This is a genomic window from Nocardioides sp. QY071, assembly GCF_029961765.1.
GTDB lineage: Bacteria > Actinomycetota > Actinomycetes > Propionibacteriales > Nocardioidaceae > Nocardioides.
In genome coordinates this window covers 2,086,283-2,103,895 of record NZ_CP124681.1, presented here as the reverse complement: position 1 = coordinate 2,103,895, position 17,613 = coordinate 2,086,283, and the positions used below count along the sequence as shown (strand labels likewise).

Genomic DNA, 17,613 nt, shown 5'->3' with positions numbered 1-17,613 from the left:
GTAGCTCAGGCCTTGGCGGCGGTCTTGGCGGCGGGCTTGGCGGCAGCCTTCGCCGCCTTCTTGTAGTCGCGCACCTTCTGCAGGGACACCGGGTCCACCACGTCGGCGACCGAGCGGAAGCCGTCGAGCGCGTAGTCGCCCGCCGCCTTCTCCCACCCCGTCGGGCGTACGTCGAGCTGCTTGGCCACCAGCGCGGTGAAGATCTTGGCCTTCTGCGCCCCGAACCCGGGCAGCGCCTGGATCCGCTTGAGCAGGTCCTTGCCGTCGGTGGCCTCGGTCCACAGCCGCGACGCGTCGCCGTCGTACTGCTCCACGACGATGCGGGCCAGCTCCTGCAGCCGTGCCGCCATCGACCCCGGGAAGCGGTGGATGGCCGGCGTGGTCGAGCACAGCGCCGCGAACTCCTCGGGGTCGGCCGCCGCGATCGCCGCCGGGTCGAAGCTGCCGAACCGGCCGACGACCTTCTGTGGCCCCAGGAAGGCGTGCTCCATCGGGTACTGCTGGTCGAGCATCATCCCCACGAGCAGCGCGAACGGGTTGGAGCTCAGGAGCTCGTCGGCGGCGGCGTCGTCGGTGATGTGGATGGCCATGGGGACATCCTGCCCCACGCCAGCGCGACCCCGGCAGCGCCTGCCGAGAGCCCGGCGGCGAGCGCGAACGGCAGTGCCGCTCCCCCACCGGCGAGCAGGCCGGCGCCCGCCGTGCCGAGCGCACCGCCGGCGTTGACTCCGACGTTGACCCAGGTCGACATCTCGGTACGACGCCCGGCCGGGACTCGCTCGTCGATCGCGGCGTAGGCGACCACGAACACCGGCGAGGTGGCGAGGCCGCCGATCGCGAGCACGACGGCAGCGACAAGCAGGCCGCCGGCGAGCGCGACGGCGAGCTGGGCGAGGGCGAGGCCGGTGACGAGCACGGCGAGCACGCGGCCGGCCGGGTGGCTGCGGCCGTGCCGGGCCCAGAGAAGCCCTCCGGCCACGGCGCCGACGGCGAGGGCTGCCTCGACGGGACCGGCGAGCCCGGGGCGGCCGACGCGGTCGGCCAGGGCGGCGATGCCGACGAACGTGGCCGCGCTGCCGGCGCCGAACAGGAGCAGCGCGAGGACCAGGCCGGCCAGGCCCGTCCTCCCGTGGTGGCGTCGGCGTGGCGCCGCCGTGGTCGCCTGGGCCGCGGGCCGATGGGGCGAGGCGACCAGTGCGAGCGTGCCGCACCAGACCAGCCCCGCCGCGACGAGCAGCCCGACCCACGCGGGACCGACCGCCAGGACGCCACCGGCGACGATCGGCCCGACCAGGTACAGCGACTCCTCGCCGACCGAGTCGAGGGCGTACGCGCGGCGCCGTTGCGGACCCTCCGAGGCGATCTCGCGCCACTGCGCACGCATCGACGGCCCGAGCAACGGTCCGCTGACGCCGATCAGGAGCGAGACCCCGAGCCAGACCGGGGCCCGGTGGTCGCCGTGGGCGAGGACGACGGCGACGACGAGCAGGACCGACCAGCACGAGGCAGCGAGGGGCAGCACCCAGTGCTGGCCGAGCCGGTCGAGCAGCCGGGCCTGGACGGGCATGACGAGGGTGGCGAGCCCGAGGCTCGCCGAGCAGGTGGCCGCGACGGCGAACGAGCCGGTCGCGTCGCGGACGGTGAACAGGAAGCAGAGCGGGAGCACGCCGTACGCCAGGCGACCGAGCAGCGCGCACGCGAAGGTGCGCGCGACCGCGGGGCCGGCGAGAAGCAGGCGGGTGCTCCCGGCGTCGGTGACGCCGGGCATGGAGAACCTCCGGAACAGAAGGGACGAGGGCACGCTGAGGACGCGGCCGGCGCGAGGCGTCCGGCCGCAGCTGTGCCCTAGTGCCACACGGAGGTCATGCCGAGGACCCTAGCCGCTCCAGGCTCGCGAGGAGGTGGGCACGCAGGACCGGCCAGTCCGGGTAGGCGCCGACCGCGCCGGGGATGTTGGCGACCAGCACGGTGCCGCGCACCGTGGCCATGGCGATCTGGACGAGCTCGGCGAACCCCGCGCGCCCGGCGTACGACGGCAGCACGGCCGCCGCGATCCCCTGGATCTCGCTCATGCCGCTGCACACGATCTCGGCGACCCGTGCCGCCATCGCCGGCTCGGTGCGCGCGACGTTGAACAGCTCGAGGACCGCCGGGGTGACCGGGAGGTTGTGGATCTCCCAGATCAGGTCGAGCAGCGCGCCGGCCCGCTCCCGCTCGGTGCCGACGTCGAGGCCACGGGTGGCCGCGTCGGCGAGGAGCTGGTCGACGAGGCGGACCATCGCGGCGTCGACGAGGGCGGCCTTGGTCGGGAAGTAGTGCTGCTGGGCGCCCTGGCTGACGCCGGCCCGCTCGGCGACGCGGCGGGTGGTCGTGGCGACGTACCCGTCCTCGGCGAGGCACTCGATGGTCGCGTCGAGCAGGCGCTCGGTGGTCGCGGCGCGGCGCTCGGCCTGCCGTCGTCCCGCTGCCGTCGCCGCTGCCATGGCGCGATCGTGGCGCAGGTCTCCCGACATTTGCAAGTCGGATGACTTGTCAAGTCACCTGACTGGGAACTAGGTTCGCGGCCATGAAGGACTTCCACGACAAGGTCGCCGCGATCACCGGCGCGGGGTCCGGCATCGGCCGGGCGCTCGCCCTCCAGCTCGTCGCCGAGGGCGCCCGGGTCGCGATCAGCGACTGGGACGCCGACGGCCTCGCCGAGACGGCGCTGCTGCTGAAGGAGCAGGGTGCCGAGCCGCACAGCACGGTGCTCGACGTCCGCGACCGGGTCGCCGTGCACGCGTGGGCCGACGCGGTCGCCGCCCACTTCGGCGCGGTCAACCTGGTCGTCAACAACGCCGGCATCACCATCTTCGGCACCGTCGAGGAGAGCCCCTACGAGGACATCGAGCGGGTCGTCGACGTCGACTTCTGGGGCGTCGTGCACGGCACCAAGGCGTTCCTCCCCCACCTCGCCGCCTCCGGCGACGGGCACGTCGTCAACGTGTCGAGCATCTTCGGCCTGTTCGGCGTGCCGACGCAGAGCTCCTACAACGCGGCCAAGTTCGCGGTGCGCGGGTTCACCGAGGCGCTGCGCCAGGAGCTGCTCATCGCCCGGCAGCCGGTCGGCGTCACCTGCGTCCACCCCGGCGGGATCAAGACCAACATCGTCAACAACGCCACCGCGAGCAACGCCGCCGACACCGCCGGCATCGCGCGGGTCTTCAACGAGAGGCTGACGCGCACGACGCCCGAGGCCGCCGCGCGCACCATCCTGCGCGGCGTACGGCGCGGCCGGCCGAAGGTGCTGATCGGGGCCGACGCGGTCGCGGTCGACCTGCTGGTGCGGGCCCTCGGGGCGTCCTACCAGCGCCCGTTCGCGGCCGTCTCTCGCCGCCTCACCGCCTCCCTCGCTGCCCCCGCCTCCTCGAAGAAGGGCTCCGCATGACCCCGCACCTCGGCTCCCCCATCGCCCTGCCCAACGGCCACAAGCTCGCCAACCGGTTCATGAAGTCGGCGCTGAGCGAGTCGCTCGGCGAGCGCGACGGCGGTCCGTCGCAGAAGCTGGAGCGGCTCTACAGCCGCTGGGCCCGCGGCAGCTACGGCCTGGTGGTGACCGGCAACGTGATGGTCGACCGGCGCCACCTCGGTGAGCCCGGCAACGTCGTCATCGAGGACGACCGCCACCTCGACCTGCTGCGCGCCTGGGCCTCCGGCTTCCAGGACGGCGGCACGCCGCTGTGGATGCAGGTCAACCACCCGGGCCGCCAGGCCAACGCCCTCGTCGGCCGCCACCGCCCGGTCGCACCGAGCGCGATCCAGGCCAAGGTGCCGGGCGCCTCGAAGCCGCGTGCACTCGAGGACGCGGAGATCCGCGAGATCGTCGACCGGTACGCCACCGCGGCCGCCGTCGCCGAGCAGGCCGGCTTCGCGGGCGTGCAGATCCACGGCGCGCACGGCTACCTCGTCACCCAGTTCCTCTCCCCGCGCACCAACCAGCGCGACGACGCGTGGGGCGGCGACCCCGAGCGGCGCCGGCGGTTCGTGCTCGAGGTCCTGAAGGCGATCCGGGCGACGACGTCGCGGGGCTTCGGCGTGGGCATCAAGCTCAACTCCGCGGACTTCCAGCGCGGTGGGTTCACCGAGGAGGAGTCCCGCGAGGTGGTCCGCGCGCTCGTCGCCGACGGGATCGACCTGATCGAGATCAGCGGCGGCTCCTACGAGGCGCCCGCGATGATGGGCACGATGGCCGCCTCCACGGCCGCCCGGGAGGCCTACTTCCTGGAGTACGCCGCCTCGGTGCGTGACCTCGCGGGCGACGTACCCATCGCCGTGACGGGCGGCTTCCGCTCCGCCGCCGCCATGGAGGCCGCCGTCGAGTCCGGCGACTGCGACATCGTCGGCCTCGGCCGCCCGACCTGCCTGCTGCCGGAGGCGCCGCGCGCGATCCTCGAGGACGGGCTCGCCACCCTGCCGAGCTCGAACGTGAAGGCCGGGCTGCGTCCCGTGCTCGGCAAGGTCGCGAACCTCAAGCAGCTCGACGGCGCCCTCGACCTGTCCTGGCACACCGACCAGCTGCACCGGCTCGGCGCCGGCAAGGAGCCCGACCCGGGCCGCTCGTGGGCCGAGGCCGCTCTGTGGCTGGGCCTGCGCAACGGGCCGGGGGCGTTCCGCGCCAAGCGGGGCTGAACCTGGCCGCCCTCAGGCCGTCCAGTCCAGGAAGATCCCCCCGGCGGTGACGGCGACCCACCACCACACGAACGAGAACACCCCGAGCCACACCGTCCAGCGCGGGTGCGGCGTCCACCACACGAAGCACAGCACGAACATCACCAGCCAGGTCAGCAGGAGCACGACGACCGCCCACGCCGGCGCGAGCAGCCCCGAGGCGGCGTACAGGAAGAACGACGAGACCAGCAGAACCAGGCCGACGAACGGCCACGGCGAGATCCGCCGTCCGGTGGCAGGGTCGATCGCCACCGGACGGATCCGGCGGCGGCGGGCGAAGACCAAGGAACTACTGGTCCTCGGCCTCGTCGGCGTCGTCGTTCCAGGCCGGATCGTGGTCCCAGGCCTCGGTGCGCTCCGCAGCCTTCTCCAACGCCCGGGAGGCCTCGGCCTGCGTGGGATAGGGACCGAGTCGGTCCTTGTTGGGACAGCCCTCGACGCCCTCGACCTGGTGGTGGGTCAGGCAGAACCAGTACTCGTTGTCCGCGGACATGGTCCGAACCTATCCGGTGATCGAGGAGGTTGCGTAGCAACCGTCACGAGATCCGACCCGCCAGACGCTCGACCCGCAGCACGTCGTACTCGTGCTCGGGGTCGCCGGTCATCGCCGCGGCCAGCCGCAGGTGCGGCAGCGCGTCGTCGTACTTCGACTGGCGCTCCAGGGCCCGCCCCAGCGCGTGGCGACTCCACGCGTCGGCCGGGTCGTCGGCCACCAGGCCGGTCAGCTCGTCGGTCGCCTTCTGCAGCTGGGCGCGCATCAGGTAGGCCCAGGCCCGCAGCGAGCGCAGACCCCGGTTCTCGGGCTCCAGCTCGAGGGCGGGCTCCAGCACCTGCAGCGCCTCGCGCGGCGCGCGCCGGGAGAGGAAGTCGTGAGCGGTGCGGTACGCCGCCTCGTGACGTGCCGTCGTACCCGGGAACACGATCGGCGGCAGCACCTTGATCATCTCGGGCATCTCGTTCATGTGCCCCTCAACTGTCCGCCGGGTCCGGTTGTTCCCTAGAGTGTGCGGCGGACGGGCTGGCCGGGCGACCGCGTGATCCATCGCCGCGAGGCGTCGGATCCCGAGGAAAGTCCGGGCTCCACAGAGCAGGGTGGTGGGTAACACCCACCCGGGGTGACCCGCGGGAAAGTGCCACAGAGAACAGACCGCCTCGCTCCTCGTGGGCGCGGCAAGGGTGAAACGGTGGGGCAAGAGCCCACCAGTGCGCCGGGTGACCGACGCAGCTAGGCAAACCCCACCCGGAGCAAGACCAGACAGCACACGTTCGAGGGCGGCTCGTCCGAGTGTGCGGGTAGGTCGCTCGAGGCTGTCGGCAACGGCAGCCCTAGATGGATGGTCGCCGATCACAGAACCCGGCTTACAGGCCGGCCCGTCCCCCAAGCTCGATCAGCCGGAGCGCAGCTGCGCGCTCAGCAGCGCAGCCAGCTCGACCGACGCCTCGATCTCCTCCCGGCGGATCGACACGCTCTCCACGTTGAGCCCGAACGGTACGTCGAGACGGCGGCAGAACTCGGCGAGCTCGGTAGCGGTGGCGGCGGCCTGCTCGAACGACGCGGTCAGCGGGTTCGTCGAGTGCCGCAGGTCGTTCTCGATCCACCTCGGTACGTCGACGCCGAGCCAGCGGAGGAACTCGAGGGTCTTCATCGACCCGCAGACCGAGAAGGTGAACACGATGGGGACAGGGGCCAGCCCTCGTTCCTCACACGCGTAGCGGTAGTCCGAGACCAGGTTCTTGGTGGCGTTGAGGTCGTAGACCACCTGCGTGACGAAGAACCGGCAGCCCGCCTCCTGCTTGGCGATCAGCCGCAGGTGCTCGTCGTCGCGACGGCTGTGCCGCTCGGGGATCGCCACCCCGCCGAGGAGCAGCCGGGGGTTCGCCTCGGCCCGCAGGGCCTGCGCATCCGTGAGGGTGACGGGCGCCGTCGTACCGCTGGACGAGGCACCGACCATCACCGTCAGGGTCCGGCGGTGGTCCTGCTCGGCGAGCCAGCCGCGCAGGTCCTCGCGCTGGTACTTGCCGACCGCGCGGTAGACGATGACGGGTGTCCGCCACGAGGAGAGGTACGCCGAGCGGTACTCGGCCGGGTCGACCGTGGGGCTGAAGGGGAACGGGCGCTCAGCAGGGTTGCGGGAGCTCTCGTCGTCGATGTCGTACAGGACCAGCCCGTCGAGGTCGAGGTGCTCCAGGCGCTCCACGGTGGCGCGCGCGATCTCCGGGAGCCGCTCGGCCGGCGTCGACTGCCGCGGCGGCGTGATCGCGAAGAGGACGAAGCCTCCGCGACCCTCTTCGATGCGCGTTGCGACATCCACGCCGTGAGGGTAGCGGGACCGATGAGTTCGGGACGACGGCCGGGTCACACCAGCATCGGTCGACGAGGCGAAAGAGAGCACGATGGGTGACATCAAGGTGTTGGTGACCGGAGCGAGCATCGCGGGACCCGCGCTCGCCCACTGGCTGTGCCGCCGCGGCGCCGAGGTGACGGTGGTGGAGCAGGCGCCGGCGCTGCGTCCCGGCGGTCAGGCCGTGGACGCGCGTGGCGTGGCCAAGGAGGTCATCCGCCGGATGGGGCTCGACGCGGCGGTACGGGCCGCGTGCACGAACACCGCCGGCGCGTACTCGGTGGACGCCGAGGGCAGCGTGCTGGAGACCCACCGCGCCGAGGACAACGACGGCGACGGCTACGTCTCCGAGATCGAGATCCTGCGCGGTGACCTCGCCCAGGTCCTGTACGACGACACGAGCCAGCAGGTCGAGTACGTCTTCGGGGACCGGATCGCCGAGCTCGCCCAGGACGCGGACGGCGTCGACGTCACCTTCGCCAGCGGAGAGGAGCGGCGCTTCGACCTCGTGATCGGCGCCGACGGACTGCACTCGGCACTGCGCGGCATGGTGTTCGGGCCGCGGGAGAGGTATCTGCGCCACCTCGGCCTGGTGCTGGCGTTCTTCACCGTGCCCAACGAGTTCGGGCTCGACGGCTGGATGTACGACTACCAGGACGCCGGCCGCTGGGCCGGGCTGCGGCCGGTCCCCGACGCCACCAAGGCGATCGCCATGCTGTCCTTCCCCGCCGCCGACTTCGAGATCGACCACCGCGACGTCGAGGCCCAGAAGCGGCTGCTGCGCGAGCAGATGGCCGGCTTCGGCTGGGAGACGGCACGCATCCTCGCGCACCTGGACGACAGCCCGGACTTCTACCTCGACCAGGTCGCCCAGGTCGTGATGGAGGACTGGCACGACGGGCGGGTGGGCCTCCTCGGCGACGCCGCGTTCAGCGCCTCGCCGATGTCGGGCGCGGGCACCGGGCTCGCGCTGGTCGGGGCGTACCTGCTCGCGGGCGAGCTCGCGGCCGCGGGCTGGGACCCGGAGGCCGGGTTCGCCGGCTACCGGGAGCGGATGCGCGACTACGTGGAGGCCAACCAGGAGATCGGCCGGATGCACGTGCAGATGCTCACCGCGACGCCGGACTCCGAGCCGAGTCCCGAGCCCGACATGGAGCACTTCACCGCGCTGATCGAGCGCGCGGTCGGCGGCCCCGAGCTGCCCGAGTACGACGGCGTGCCGGACGCCGGGCGGAGCGCCCCGTCCCGGTAGCGTCCGGGAGTGGCCAGTTCCCGCCGACCCCGCGCGCGGCGTCGTACCGCATCGACGCGACCGTTGCCGTTCGCCGGGCCGGGTGAGCGGCTGTGGGTGCTCGACGTGCCGTACGGGACGCAGGTCGACGGCGCGACCTGGCACCCGGCGGTCAAGACGCACCTGTACGTCGGACGGGCGCTCCCCGCGGACCTGCGGCCCTACGCGCCCGGCCCCCACACCCTCGGCCGGTTCATCGAGAACACCCTCAACCCCGACGATCCGACGCCCGCCCCCGAGCCGAGCGACGCGCTCGAGCCGCGCAGGATCCAGTTCGAGGCAGCGGACGCGATCGCGGCCAGGGCGGAGGCGGGCGGGCGGCTGTTCCTGCTGGCCGACGAGCCCGGCGTGGGCAAGACGATCTCGGCGGTCCTCGGGGCGGTGGCGGTCGGCGACCTGCGCGGTGCGCGACGGGTGCTCGTCGTGGCGGACCGGCCCGCCGCGATCACGATCGGGCACTGGTGCCGCACGATCACGGCGCTCGGCGACGGTGGTCTCGAGTGGGTCGTGATCACCTGGGACCGGCTGGAGAAGGTCAAGGACCACACGTGGGACGTGATCATCGCGGACGAGGCCCACGCCCTGCGCCGAACGACCACCAAGCGCTGGAAGCACTGGACCCGCATCTCCGGGCACGCCAAGCCCCACGACAAGGCGCCGTTCGTCATCGCGACGACCGCGACGCCCGGGCACACGCCGCTCGAGCTGCCGTACCTCGCGCCCGGCTACGCGCAGGTCCTCGGCGAGTCGATGAAGGACTGGACGAGCGCCACCCAGCCCGGCGCCACCTTCGCCGGGGCGCTGGAGCGGCACGGCGTCGCGGTCGAACCCGGTCGGTACGGCGCGGCGTGGACCACCGATCCCGCTCGGCGCGCCGCGGACCTCAAGCTGGTGCGCGGCTGGCTCGCCGACGAGCGACCGCCCGCGATGCTGCACCGCGCGGCGCCGTGGGGACCGGTGCCGATCTCGGGCATGCCGGTGGCGCTCACGCCGGCCGAGCGGTCGGCGTACGAAGCGGAATGGGGCGAGTTCTGTCGCGAGATGGACATCGCCCGCCGCGGCCGCAATGTCGCGAAGGGGCGGGCGGCCCTGCTGCGGTTCCGGCAGAAGGCCGGGCTGATCCGGGTCGAGTCGACGGTCGACTGGATCGCCCAGCAGGTGCGGGCCGAGCGACAGGTCGCGTGCTCGGTCGAGTTCGTCGCCACCGCCGCCGACCCGATCGTCGACCGGCTGCGTGACTCCGGGATCGAGGTCGCCACGATCTACGGCCGCGACCGGTTCGACGCCGAGGCGGAGCGGCTCCGCTTCCAGACCGGCGAGGCGAAGGTCTGCGTCTTCACCACCGTCGCCTCGATCAGCCTGCACGCCGGCGAGACGCTCGCCGACGGCCGCCAGGCGAGCACCGAACCACGGGTCGGCGTCTTCCACCAGGCCCGCTTCTCGGGGATCGCCGGACGGCAGGTCACCGGCCGCACCCACCGCGACCACCAGGTCTCGCCCTGGCACATCGCGTACGCCGAGGGCACGGTCGAGGAACAGGTCGGCAAGGTGATGGTCGAGCGGATCGCCGCCGCCTCCGACACCGTCGGCAGCGACACCACCGGCCTCGCCTGCCTCGCCGAGCTGCTCGGCGCCGACTGGCTGCCGACCGCCGCGCTGACCGAGGACAGTGCCTGACACCAGCGGCCCAGACCGGAGTCGAACCGGTCACCGCGCTGCGGCTGTTTCGTCGGCAACCCTGCGGGCCCTGGCCGGTGACGTGCTGTCGCCGGCACTCGGTCGGTACCCATCGTGGGGCGCGGGATCCCGTCGGGCCGCGGAAACTACGATCGCTCCATGAGCGCGACCCTCGTTGCCAAGAACCTCGCCGGGGGCCACGCTCACCGCACCCTGTTCGAGTCCCTTGACCTGACCGTCGCGCCGGGCGACGTGGTGGGTGTCGTCGGCGCCAACGGCGCGGGCAAGACGACGCTGCTACGCCTGCTCGCCGGCGACCTGACACCGCTCGACGGCACCGTGTCGACGGCCCCGTCCGACGCGTTCGTGGGGTGGCTGCCCCAGGAGCACGAGCGGATCGAGGGAGAGACCGTCGGTGGGTACGTCGCCCGCCGTACCGGTGCTGCTGCCGCGACCGAGGCGATGGAGGGGGCCGCCGCGGCTCTGGGCAGCGGTGACGAGTCGGCGGCGACGGCGGATGCCTACGCCCACAGCCTCGACCACTGGCTGGCCAGCGGCGCACCGGACCTCGACGAGCGGCTGCCGCCGATGCTGGCCGAGCTCGGCCTCGACGTGGGGCCCGATGCGCTGATGACGTCGCTGTCGGGCGGGCAGGCGGCGCGGGCGGCGCTGGCGGTGCTGATGCTCAGCCGGTTCGACCTCGTGCTGCTCGACGAGCCGACCAACGACCTCGACCTCGGCGGTCTGGAGCGACTGGAGACCTTCGTGCGCGGGCTGCGGGCGGGCGTCGTGCTCGTGTCGCACGACCGGGAGTTCCTGTCACGGGTCGTGACGCGGGTCGTCGAGCTCGACATCGCGCAGCACCAGGTGGCGGTGTACGACGGCGGGTACGACGCCTTCCTCGAGGAGCGGGCCGTCGCGCGGCGCCACGCGCGGGAGGCCTACGAGGAGTTCGCCGAGAAGAAGGCCGACCTGGTCAGCCGTGCCCGGGTCCAGCGGGAGTGGAGCTCGCAGGGCGTGCGCAACGCGATGCGGAAGTCTCCCGACAACGACAAGATCCGGCGCCGGGCGCAGTCGGAGTCGTCAGAGAAGCAGGCCCAGAAGGTCCGTCAGATGGAGTCGCGGATCGCACGCCTGGAGGAGGTCGAGGAGCCCCGCAAGGAGTGGGAGCTGCGCTTCTCGATCGCCGCCGCACCGCGGTCCAGCTCGGTGGTCGCCACCCTCTCCGAGGCGGTGGCGCGGATGGGTGGGTTCACCTTCGGCCCCGCCTCGCTCCAGGTCAGTGCCGGCGACCGGATCGGCATCACCGGGCCCAACGGCGCCGGCAAGACCACCCTGCTCCGCCTCCTCCTCGGCCGGCTCGCCCCTGACGCCGGCCGCGCCGGCCTCGGCGCGTCGGTCGCCGTCGGTGAGATCGACCAGGCCCGCACCGGCCTCGACGACGACCTCCCCCTCGGCGTGGCGTTCGAGGCGGCCATGCCTGACATGGCACCGGCCGACGTACGCACCCTGCTGGCGAAGTTCGGCCTCAAGGCCGACCAGGTCACCAGCCTCGTCGGCCGCCTCTCCCCCGGCGAGCGCACCCGCGCCGCCATGGCGCTGCTCCAGGCCCGCGGCGTCAACCTCCTGGTCCTCGACGAGCCCACCAACCACCTCGACCTGCCGGCGATCGAGCAGCTCGAGCAGGCCCTCGACTCGTACGACGGCGCGCTGCTCCTGGTCTCGCACGACCGCCGGCTGCTCGACAACGTCCGGCTCGACCAGCGCTGGCAGGTCGAGGACGGTCGGGTCGTGTCTCAGCCGAGCCCCGGATAGAGCGGGTACGCCGCGGCGAGCGCCGCGACCCGGTCCCGCAGCTTGTCGGCGACCGACTCGTCGTACGACGGCTTGAGCGCCTCGGCGATGACGTCGGCGACCTCGGCGAAGGCCTCCGCGCCGAACCCGCGCGTCGCCAGCGCCGGCGTGCCGATGCGCAGGCCGGAGGTGACCATCGGCGGGCGGGGGTCGAAGGGGACGGCGTTGCGGTTGACGGTGAGGCCGATGGAGTGAAGGCGGTCCTCGGCCTGCTGTCCGTCCAGTGCGGACGAGCGCAGGTCGACCAGGACCAGGTGCACCTCGGTGCCGCCGGTCAGGACCGACACGCCGGCGTCCACCACGTCGGGCTCGGTGAGGCGCGCAGCGAGCAGGCGGGCGCCCTCCAGCGTCCGCTCCTGGCGCTCCCGGAAGGCCGGGGAGGCCGCCATCTTGAACGCCACCGCCTTGGCGGCGACGACGTGCTCGAGCGGGCCGCCCTGCTGGCCGGGGAAGACGGCCGAGTTGATCTTCTTGGCCAGCGACTCCTTCGACAGGATCACGCCACCGCGCGGGCCGCCGAGGGTCTTGTGGGTGGTCGTGGTGACGACGTCGGCGTACGGCACCGGGCTCGGGTGCAGTCCGGTGGCGACCAGGCCGGCGAAGTGGGCCATGTCGACCATCAGGTACGCACCGACGAGGTCGGCGATGCGGCGGAACTCGGCGAAGTCCAGCTGCCGCGGATACGCCGACCACCCGGCCACGATCAGCTTCGGCTCGTGCTCCAGCGCGAGCCGCTCGACCTCGGCCATGTCGACGCGGAAGTCCTCGGCGTCGACGTGGTAGGCGACCACGTCGTAGAGCTTGCCGGAGAAGTTGATCCGCATCCCGTGGGTCAGGTGGCCGCCGTGGGCGAGGTCGAGCCCGAGGATCGTGTCGCCCGGGTCGAGCAGGGCGAACATCGCGGCGGCGTTGGCCTGGGCGCCGGAGTGGGGCTGCACGTTGGCGGCCTCGGCGCCGAACAGCTCCTTCACCCGGTCGATCGCGAGCTGCTCGATCACGTCGACGTGCTCGCACCCACCGTAGTAGCGGCGGCCCGGGTAGCCCTCGGCGTACTTGTTGGTGAGGACCGACCCCTGTGCCTCCATCACGGCGACCGGGGCGAAGTTCTCCGAGGCGATCAGCTCGAGCGTGCCCTGCTGGCGGGCGAGCTCGGCGCTGATCGCCGCGTGGACGTCGGGGTCGTAGTCGGCGAGGTGCTGGCCGAAGGCGTCGTTCGTGGTCATGCGGAGGCTCCCGTCGTGGTGGTGGGCCTCCCCGCTCTGTCATCGGTGCCTGAGAGCTTCACCGCCGCAGCGGCTTGCACCTTGGGCGCAGGACACACGGGTCCTGTCTTTCCAGAGTCGCCTCGCACGAGCAGTGACGGTGCCTGAGAGTTTCTCGGGGAGAGTTGCTCCTACGGCGCCCCGCTCACGGCGAGGTCTCTCCTGCTTCGGCTACGAACGGCGGGTCTTCAGTTGTGACGGCGTCAGGATGGCACGCCTCAGGGCACGACGGAAGAGGGCGTCTTGCTCATGAGCGTGACCAGGTCGAAGGCGACGGTCGCGGCAGCGACGCAGGTGATCTCCGCGTGGTCGTAGTCGGGAGCCGTCTCGACGACGTCGGCGCCGATGATGTTCAGCCCGTCCAGCTTGCGCAGCACGTGCAGCAGCTCGCGGCTGTTGAGGCCGCCCATCTCCGGGGTGCCGGTGCCGGGCGCGAACGCCGGGTCGAGCACGTCGATGTCGATCGACACGTAGACGGGAGCGTCGCCCACCCGATGGCGGATCGCGTCGGCGGCACCGTCGATGCCGAGGAAGTCGAGGTCGCCGGCGCGGATGATCCGGAACCCGAAGGACGCGTCGTCGACGAGGTCCATCCGGTCGTAGATCGGGCCGCGGATGCCGACGTGGATCGACTTGTCCTCGGCGAGCAGGCCCTCCTCGAACGCGCGGCGGAACACCGTGCCGTGGGTGATCGGCGCCTTGAAGTAGGTGTCCCAGGTGTCGAGGTGCGCGTCGAAGTGCACCAGCGCGATCGGCCCGTGCTGGCGGTGCGCGGCACGCAGCATCGGCAGGGCCACGGTGTGGTCGCCGCCGAGGGTGACGATCCGGCGACCGGCCCGGCCGTGGACGTCGCGGGCCATGTCCTCGATCTGCTGCATGGCCTCCTCGATGTCGTACGGCGTGCACGGCACGTCGCCCGCATCGACGACCTGGATCTCCTCCAGGGGCGCGGTGTCCAGCTCGACGTGGAAGCGGGGCCGCAGGTGGCGCGAGGCCTGCCGGATGCCCATCGGGCCGAACCGCGCGCCCGGCCGGTACGACGTGCCGCCGTCGAACGGGACGCCGAGGATCGCGATGTCGTAGTCGGGCACCGACTCGATCAACGGGATCCGCGCGAAGGTGCCCAGACCGGCGTACCGCGGGACCTTCGTCGCCTCCAGGGCACCGACCGGCTGGTGTGTGCTGACGCGGTGGCTCATGCGGACATCTCCGTTTCCGGGGCGAGGGCGGGTGACGGCTGCCGGCGCCACGCGCGGAGCAGACCGAGGTAGATGAGGAAGGTCGCGATGCTCCCGACGATCCAGGAGGTGTCGACGGCGCCGGTCTGCTTCGCGATCGCGCCGACGTAGAGGGTCGTCGACATGAACGGGATCTGCACCAGGCAGCCGAGGACGTAGCTGACGAGCGCGGGCACGTTGAAGGATCCGTAGCCGCTGCGCGGGTCGCTGAACGACTCCGGGTCGTAGTGACCCTTGTGGACCAGGTAGTAGTCGACCAGGTTGATGATGCTCCACGGCACCAGCAGGTAGGCGAGGACCAGGATGAAGTTGGTGTAGTCGGCCATGAAGTCGTCGGAGACGGTCGTCGAGGCGACGAACACGGCGAGCGCGAGCACGGCGGCGACGATGTGGCGGGCCGAGGCGCGCGGCGCCCAGTTCAGCTTGAAGGTCTGGATGCAGGTCAGCACGCACAGCGAGGAGCCGTACATGTTGATCACGCCGGCGTCGATCGCTCCGAGGAAGAACGCCAGCATCACGAAGACGAACACAGGCTTCGGCATGATGTTGTCGAGGTCGGCCAGCACGCCGTCCGCGCCGAGCCCGGCGACCAGGAAGGCACCGACGGTCATCGCCCCGATGACGCCGAGCACGGTGCCGGCGTAGGTGTACCAGAAAGCCGCACGGGTGCTGGTGCTCGAGGGCAGGTAGCGCGAGTAGTCGGAGACGTACGGCGCGTAGGACAGCTGCCACACGCCGACCACCGAGGCCATCCCGAGGAAGCCGGCCCAGGTGAACGAGCCGCCGGCGCCGGTGATGCTGGCGCCGCCGTCCGCCGCCTCCATGCCGGTGTAGACGAGGGTGAGCACGAGGGCCAGGCCCGAGAGCCACACCATCACCCGGTTGAAGCGGAGGATGAGCTGGTAGCCGACCACGACGGCTGTCAGGGTCAGTGCGGTGCTGAGCAGCAGGCCGGCGGTGTGGCCCAGCCCGGTGAGCACCGCGCCCAGCGTCTGCTGCGCGAGCACCATCAGCGACACGATCCAGCCGACGTAGATCAGCACCACGATCACGGTGATCGGCACCGATCCGTACATGCCGAACTGTGCCCGGGCCTGGATCATCTGCGGTACGCCGAGCTTGGACCCCTGCGCTGAGTGCAGGGCCATGAACACGGCGCCGACGAGGCTGCCGCTGACGATCGCGAGGATCGTCGAGCCGACGTCGAGGCCGAAGATGGTCGGCCCCAGGAGGCCGGTGACGACGGCCAGCGGGATGATCTGGACGGTGAACCAGAAGGAGAACAGGTGCTGGACCTTGCCGGTGCGCTGAGACTCCGGCACCGGTTGGATCGTCAAGCCTTCGACGAGCGTGCTTTCCTGCGACATGGCGGTGTTCCTTCGCTGCTGAGGGTCACGCGTGGTGCTTGACCATGACGTGCTTGGTGCGTGAGTAGTCGTCGAGCGCGTACGCCGACAGGTCGCGGCCGTAGCCGGATGACTTGAAGCCGCCCCACGGCATCTCCGTGGCGAAGGCGAGGTGGTCGTTGACCCAGACCGTCCCGAAGTCGAGGCGACCGGGCAGGGACGCCGCGTGCCGGGCACTCTCGGTCCACACCGAGGCCGAGAGCCCGTACGGCGTCGCGTTGGCGGCCTCGATCGCGGCGTCCACCTCGGTGAAGGCCTCGACGGTGACGACCGGGCCGAAGATCTCCTCGGTCGTGCAGGCGGCACCGGAGGGGATGTCGACCAGGACGGTGGGCTCGACGAAGAAGCCGGGCCGGTCGGGGACCTTGCCCCCGACCGCGGCGCGGGCGCCGTCGGCGTAGGCCCGCTCGAGGGCGGCGACGACGCGGGCGTGGTGCTCGCGGGAGACGAGCGGTCCCATCTCGACGTCCTCGCCCTCGGTCGGGGCGCCGACGACCATCGCCTCGACCCGCTTCACGAGGCGGGCGACGAGGTCGTCGTGGACGGCGGCGTCGACGATCACCCGGCAGGCCGCGCCGCAGTCCTGGCCGGTGTTGCCGAAGCCGGCGAACACGATGCCCTCGGCCACCGCGTCGAGGTCGGCGTCGGCGAGCACGAGGACCGGTGCCTTGCCGCCGAGCTCGAGGTGGACCCGCTTGAGGGTGGCAGCCGCGGCAGCGGCGACGGCTCGACCGCTGGAGACGCTGCCGGTGACCGAGACCAGGTCGATGCCGGGGTGGGTGGCGATCGCGGCGCCGACGACCGCGCCGTCGCCGGTGACGACGTTGAGGACACCGGACGGCAGGACGTCGGCGACGAGCTCGGCCAGGCGCAGGGTGCTGAGCGGGGTCTGCTCGGAAGGCTTGAGCACGCAGGTGTTGCCGGCGGCGAGGATCGGCCCGAGCTTCCACGCGGCCATCAGCAGCGGGTAGTTCCACGGCGTGATCGCGCCGACCACGCCGACCGGTTCGCGCACGATCGTCGAGGTGCTGCCTTCGACGTACTCCCCCGCAGCGAGCGCGACCTGCGCGCGGACCGCGCCGGCCATGAACCGGAAGGTGTCGGCGGTGCCGGCGACGTCATCGGATGCCAGGCCCGGCGGCTTGCCCGTGTTGCGGGACTCCAGCTCGGCCAGCTCGGCGGCGTGCTCGTCGACCACCGCGGCGATCGCGAGGAGCGTGTCGGCGCGGTCCTTCGGCGTTCGCCGCCCCCAGCCGGCACTCGCACGGCGGGCCGCGCCGACGGCCCGGTCGACGTCGGCGGCGGTGCCGCGACGGGCGTGGGCGAGGACCTGCTCGGTGGACGGGTCCACGACCTCCTGGGTCGCGGGCCCGTCGCCCTCCCAGGCGGCTCCGTCGATGACGTGGGACAGCGTCGTGGTCACGACAGGTCCGCCCCGTGGATGTCGAAGCCGCGGTCGACGACGACCTCGAGCAGGTCGACGTAGGTGTCGATGTCGTCGTTGGCCTGGCGCGGCGCCGGGCGGTGGTTGAGCGCCTGCTGCACCTGCGGGCTCTGCAGGTAGGCACCGGAGACCAGCGTGGAGAGCGCCTCGAACTCGGCGATGTGCGTGCTGGAGATCAGGTCCAGTGCGGCCTCGGCGTCCAGACCGTCGGCGAGGTCGAGCGCACGGGTGAAGGCGGGCACCAGGTCGGGGCGGAACCCGAGGGCGCGGTCGATCAGGTCGTTGGGTACGCCGGCCCCCGACGCGGACGGGAAGTCACCCGAGCCGGGGATGAGCACGTCGGCCAGGGTGGCCAGGCGGTCGCGGGCAGTGGGGTCGAGCATCGCGGAGTC

At 72.2% G+C, this 17,613-nt stretch carries 17 protein-coding genes, 1 other RNA gene and 1 riboswitch; of the genes, 6 read left to right on the top strand and 12 right to left on the bottom strand.

Annotated features, from left to right (window positions below; translation table 11 throughout):
* Positions 1-5: 5 nt before the first annotated feature.
* The 3 genes from QI633_RS10125 to QI633_RS10115 all read right to left on the bottom strand — a co-directional run bounded on the left by QI633_RS10125 (position 6) and on the right by QI633_RS10115 (position 2,483).
* Positions 6-590, bottom strand: coding sequence for an HhH-GPD-type base excision DNA repair protein (locus tag QI633_RS10125; RefSeq protein ID WP_282428873.1), 585 nt, complete (start codon positions 588-590; stop codon positions 6-8).
* Positions 545-1,768 (bottom strand): MFS transporter, encoded by a 1,224-nt coding sequence (locus tag QI633_RS10120; RefSeq protein WP_282428872.1) that lies wholly within the window; start codon positions 1,766-1,768, stop codon positions 545-547. The genes QI633_RS10125 and QI633_RS10120 overlap by 46 nt, the downstream gene beginning before the upstream one ends.
* A 94-nt stretch (positions 1,769-1,862) precedes the next feature.
* Positions 1,863-2,483, bottom strand: a complete 621-nt coding sequence (locus QI633_RS10115) for a TetR/AcrR family transcriptional regulator (RefSeq protein ID WP_160158278.1) — start codon at positions 2,481-2,483, stop codon at positions 1,863-1,865.
* A gap of 83 nt (positions 2,484-2,566) precedes the next feature.
* Here QI633_RS10115 and QI633_RS10110 point away from each other — a divergent pair, with 83 nt between their 5' ends.
* Positions 2,567-3,427, top strand: a complete 861-nt coding sequence (locus QI633_RS10110; RefSeq protein WP_282428871.1) for an SDR family NAD(P)-dependent oxidoreductase — start codon at positions 2,567-2,569, stop codon at positions 3,425-3,427.
* Complete coding sequence (locus QI633_RS10105; RefSeq protein WP_282428870.1) at positions 3,424-4,668, top strand: NADH:flavin oxidoreductase/NADH oxidase family protein; 1,245 nt, start codon at positions 3,424-3,426, stop codon at positions 4,666-4,668. Before QI633_RS10110 ends, QI633_RS10105 begins: the two co-directional genes overlap by 4 nt.
* A 12-nt stretch (positions 4,669-4,680) precedes the next feature.
* Here the strand turns inward: QI633_RS10105 and QI633_RS10100 are convergent, their stop codons facing one another.
* From QI633_RS10100 to QI633_RS10090, 3 genes are read right to left on the bottom strand one after another with little or no spacing between them, the layout of a single operon-like run.
* On the bottom strand, positions 4,681-4,959 hold the full coding sequence (locus QI633_RS10100; RefSeq protein ID WP_141799302.1) for a hypothetical protein: 279 nt from the start codon (positions 4,957-4,959) through the stop codon (positions 4,681-4,683).
* 37 nt (positions 4,960-4,996) lie between these two features.
* Positions 4,997-5,200, bottom strand: a complete 204-nt coding sequence (locus tag QI633_RS10095) for a hypothetical protein (RefSeq protein ID WP_141799303.1) — start codon at positions 5,198-5,200, stop codon at positions 4,997-4,999.
* Between the two features lie 43 nt (positions 5,201-5,243).
* Complete coding sequence (locus QI633_RS10090) at positions 5,244-5,669, bottom strand: tetratricopeptide repeat protein (RefSeq protein WP_282428869.1); 426 nt, start codon at positions 5,667-5,669, stop codon at positions 5,244-5,246.
* 52 nt (positions 5,670-5,721) lie between these two features.
* Between QI633_RS10090 and rnpB the strand changes: the two genes are divergently transcribed.
* Positions 5,722-6,085, top strand: an RNA gene (rnpB, locus tag QI633_RS10085) — RNase P RNA component class A.
* A 10-nt stretch (positions 6,086-6,095) separates the two neighbouring features.
* On the opposite strand, the gene QI633_RS10080 is transcribed toward rnpB, so the two are convergent.
* The gene (locus tag QI633_RS10080; RefSeq protein ID WP_282428868.1) at positions 6,096-7,019 is read right to left on the bottom strand and encodes a methylenetetrahydrofolate reductase; all 924 of its coding nucleotides are present in this window, start codon (positions 7,017-7,019) and stop codon (positions 6,096-6,098) included.
* 82 nt (positions 7,020-7,101) lie between these two features.
* Here QI633_RS10080 and QI633_RS10075 point away from each other — a divergent pair, with 82 nt between their 5' ends.
* From QI633_RS10075 to QI633_RS10065, 3 genes are all read left to right on the top strand, one after another.
* Complete coding sequence (locus QI633_RS10075; protein WP_282428867.1) at positions 7,102-8,301, top strand: FAD-dependent monooxygenase; 1,200 nt, start codon at positions 7,102-7,104, stop codon at positions 8,299-8,301.
* Positions 8,302-8,310: 9 nt separating this feature from the next.
* Complete coding sequence (locus QI633_RS10070; protein ID WP_282428866.1) at positions 8,311-10,017, top strand: helicase; 1,707 nt, start codon at positions 8,311-8,313, stop codon at positions 10,015-10,017.
* Positions 10,018-10,176: 159 nt separating this feature from the next.
* A complete protein-coding gene (locus QI633_RS10065; RefSeq protein WP_282428865.1) occupies positions 10,177-11,832 on the top strand; it encodes an ABC-F family ATP-binding cassette domain-containing protein in 1,656 nt (551 codons plus the stop codon).
* Here QI633_RS10065 and glyA read toward each other — a convergent pair.
* The 5 genes from glyA to QI633_RS10040 form a co-directional block, all read right to left on the bottom strand.
* The gene (gene glyA, locus QI633_RS10060; protein ID WP_141799307.1) at positions 11,814-13,094 is read right to left on the bottom strand and encodes a serine hydroxymethyltransferase; all 1,281 of its coding nucleotides are present in this window, start codon (positions 13,092-13,094) and stop codon (positions 11,814-11,816) included. The genes QI633_RS10065 and glyA overlap by 19 nt on opposite strands.
* 121 nt (positions 13,095-13,215) lie before the next feature.
* Positions 13,216-13,308, bottom strand: a riboswitch (glycine riboswitch).
* 43 nt (positions 13,309-13,351) lie between these two features.
* The gene (gene speB / locus QI633_RS10055; protein ID WP_282428864.1) at positions 13,352-14,332 is read right to left on the bottom strand and encodes an agmatinase; all 981 of its coding nucleotides are present in this window, start codon (positions 14,330-14,332) and stop codon (positions 13,352-13,354) included.
* Entirely contained in the window at positions 14,329-15,693 is a 1,365-nt protein-coding gene (locus QI633_RS10050) for a cytosine permease (RefSeq protein ID WP_222117860.1), read from the bottom strand. Before QI633_RS10050 ends, speB begins: the two co-directional genes overlap by 4 nt.
* A 70-nt stretch (positions 15,694-15,763) precedes the next feature.
* Entirely contained in the window at positions 15,764-17,200 is a 1,437-nt protein-coding gene (locus QI633_RS10045) for an aldehyde dehydrogenase family protein (protein WP_174245227.1), read from the bottom strand.
* Positions 17,197-17,604, bottom strand: a complete 408-nt coding sequence (locus QI633_RS10040; RefSeq protein WP_141799310.1) for a gluconate 2-dehydrogenase subunit 3 family protein — start codon at positions 17,602-17,604, stop codon at positions 17,197-17,199. The genes QI633_RS10045 and QI633_RS10040 overlap by 4 nt, the downstream gene beginning before the upstream one ends.
* Positions 17,605-17,613 lie beyond the last annotated feature (9 nt).

What these genes read in the sequence shown, in the direction of transcription:
- QI633_RS10090 (WP_282428869.1), bottom strand. Translation starts at nt 5,669, where the DNA reads ATGAACGAGATGCCCGAGATGATCAAGGTGCTGCCGCCGATCGTGTTC.
- speB (WP_282428864.1), bottom strand. Translation starts at nt 14,332, where the DNA reads ATGAGCCACCGCGTCAGCACACACCAGCCGGTCGGTGCCCTGGAGGCG.
- glyA (WP_141799307.1), bottom strand. Translation starts at nt 13,094, where the DNA reads ATGACCACGAACGACGCCTTCGGCCAGCACCTCGCCGACTACGACCCC.
- QI633_RS10095 (WP_141799303.1), bottom strand. Translation starts at nt 5,200, where the DNA reads ATGTCCGCGGACAACGAGTACTGGTTCTGCCTGACCCACCACCAGGTC.
- QI633_RS10125 (WP_282428873.1), bottom strand. Translation starts at nt 590, where the DNA reads ATGGCCATCCACATCACCGACGACGCCGCCGCCGACGAGCTCCTGAGC.
- QI633_RS10110 (WP_282428871.1), top strand. Translation starts at nt 2,567, where the DNA reads ATGAAGGACTTCCACGACAAGGTCGCCGCGATCACCGGCGCGGGGTCC.
- QI633_RS10065 (WP_282428865.1), top strand. Translation starts at nt 10,177, where the DNA reads ATGAGCGCGACCCTCGTTGCCAAGAACCTCGCCGGGGGCCACGCTCAC.
- QI633_RS10040 (WP_141799310.1), bottom strand. Translation starts at nt 17,604, where the DNA reads ATGCTCGACCCCACTGCCCGCGACCGCCTGGCCACCCTGGCCGACGTG.
- QI633_RS10115 (WP_160158278.1), bottom strand. Translation starts at nt 2,483, where the DNA reads ATGGCAGCGGCGACGGCAGCGGGACGACGGCAGGCCGAGCGCCGCGCC.
- QI633_RS10105 (WP_282428870.1), top strand. Translation starts at nt 3,424, where the DNA reads ATGACCCCGCACCTCGGCTCCCCCATCGCCCTGCCCAACGGCCACAAG.
- QI633_RS10075 (WP_282428867.1), top strand. Translation starts at nt 7,102, where the DNA reads ATGGGTGACATCAAGGTGTTGGTGACCGGAGCGAGCATCGCGGGACCC.
- QI633_RS10120 (WP_282428872.1), bottom strand. Translation starts at nt 1,768, where the DNA reads ATGCCCGGCGTCACCGACGCCGGGAGCACCCGCCTGCTTCTCGCCGGC.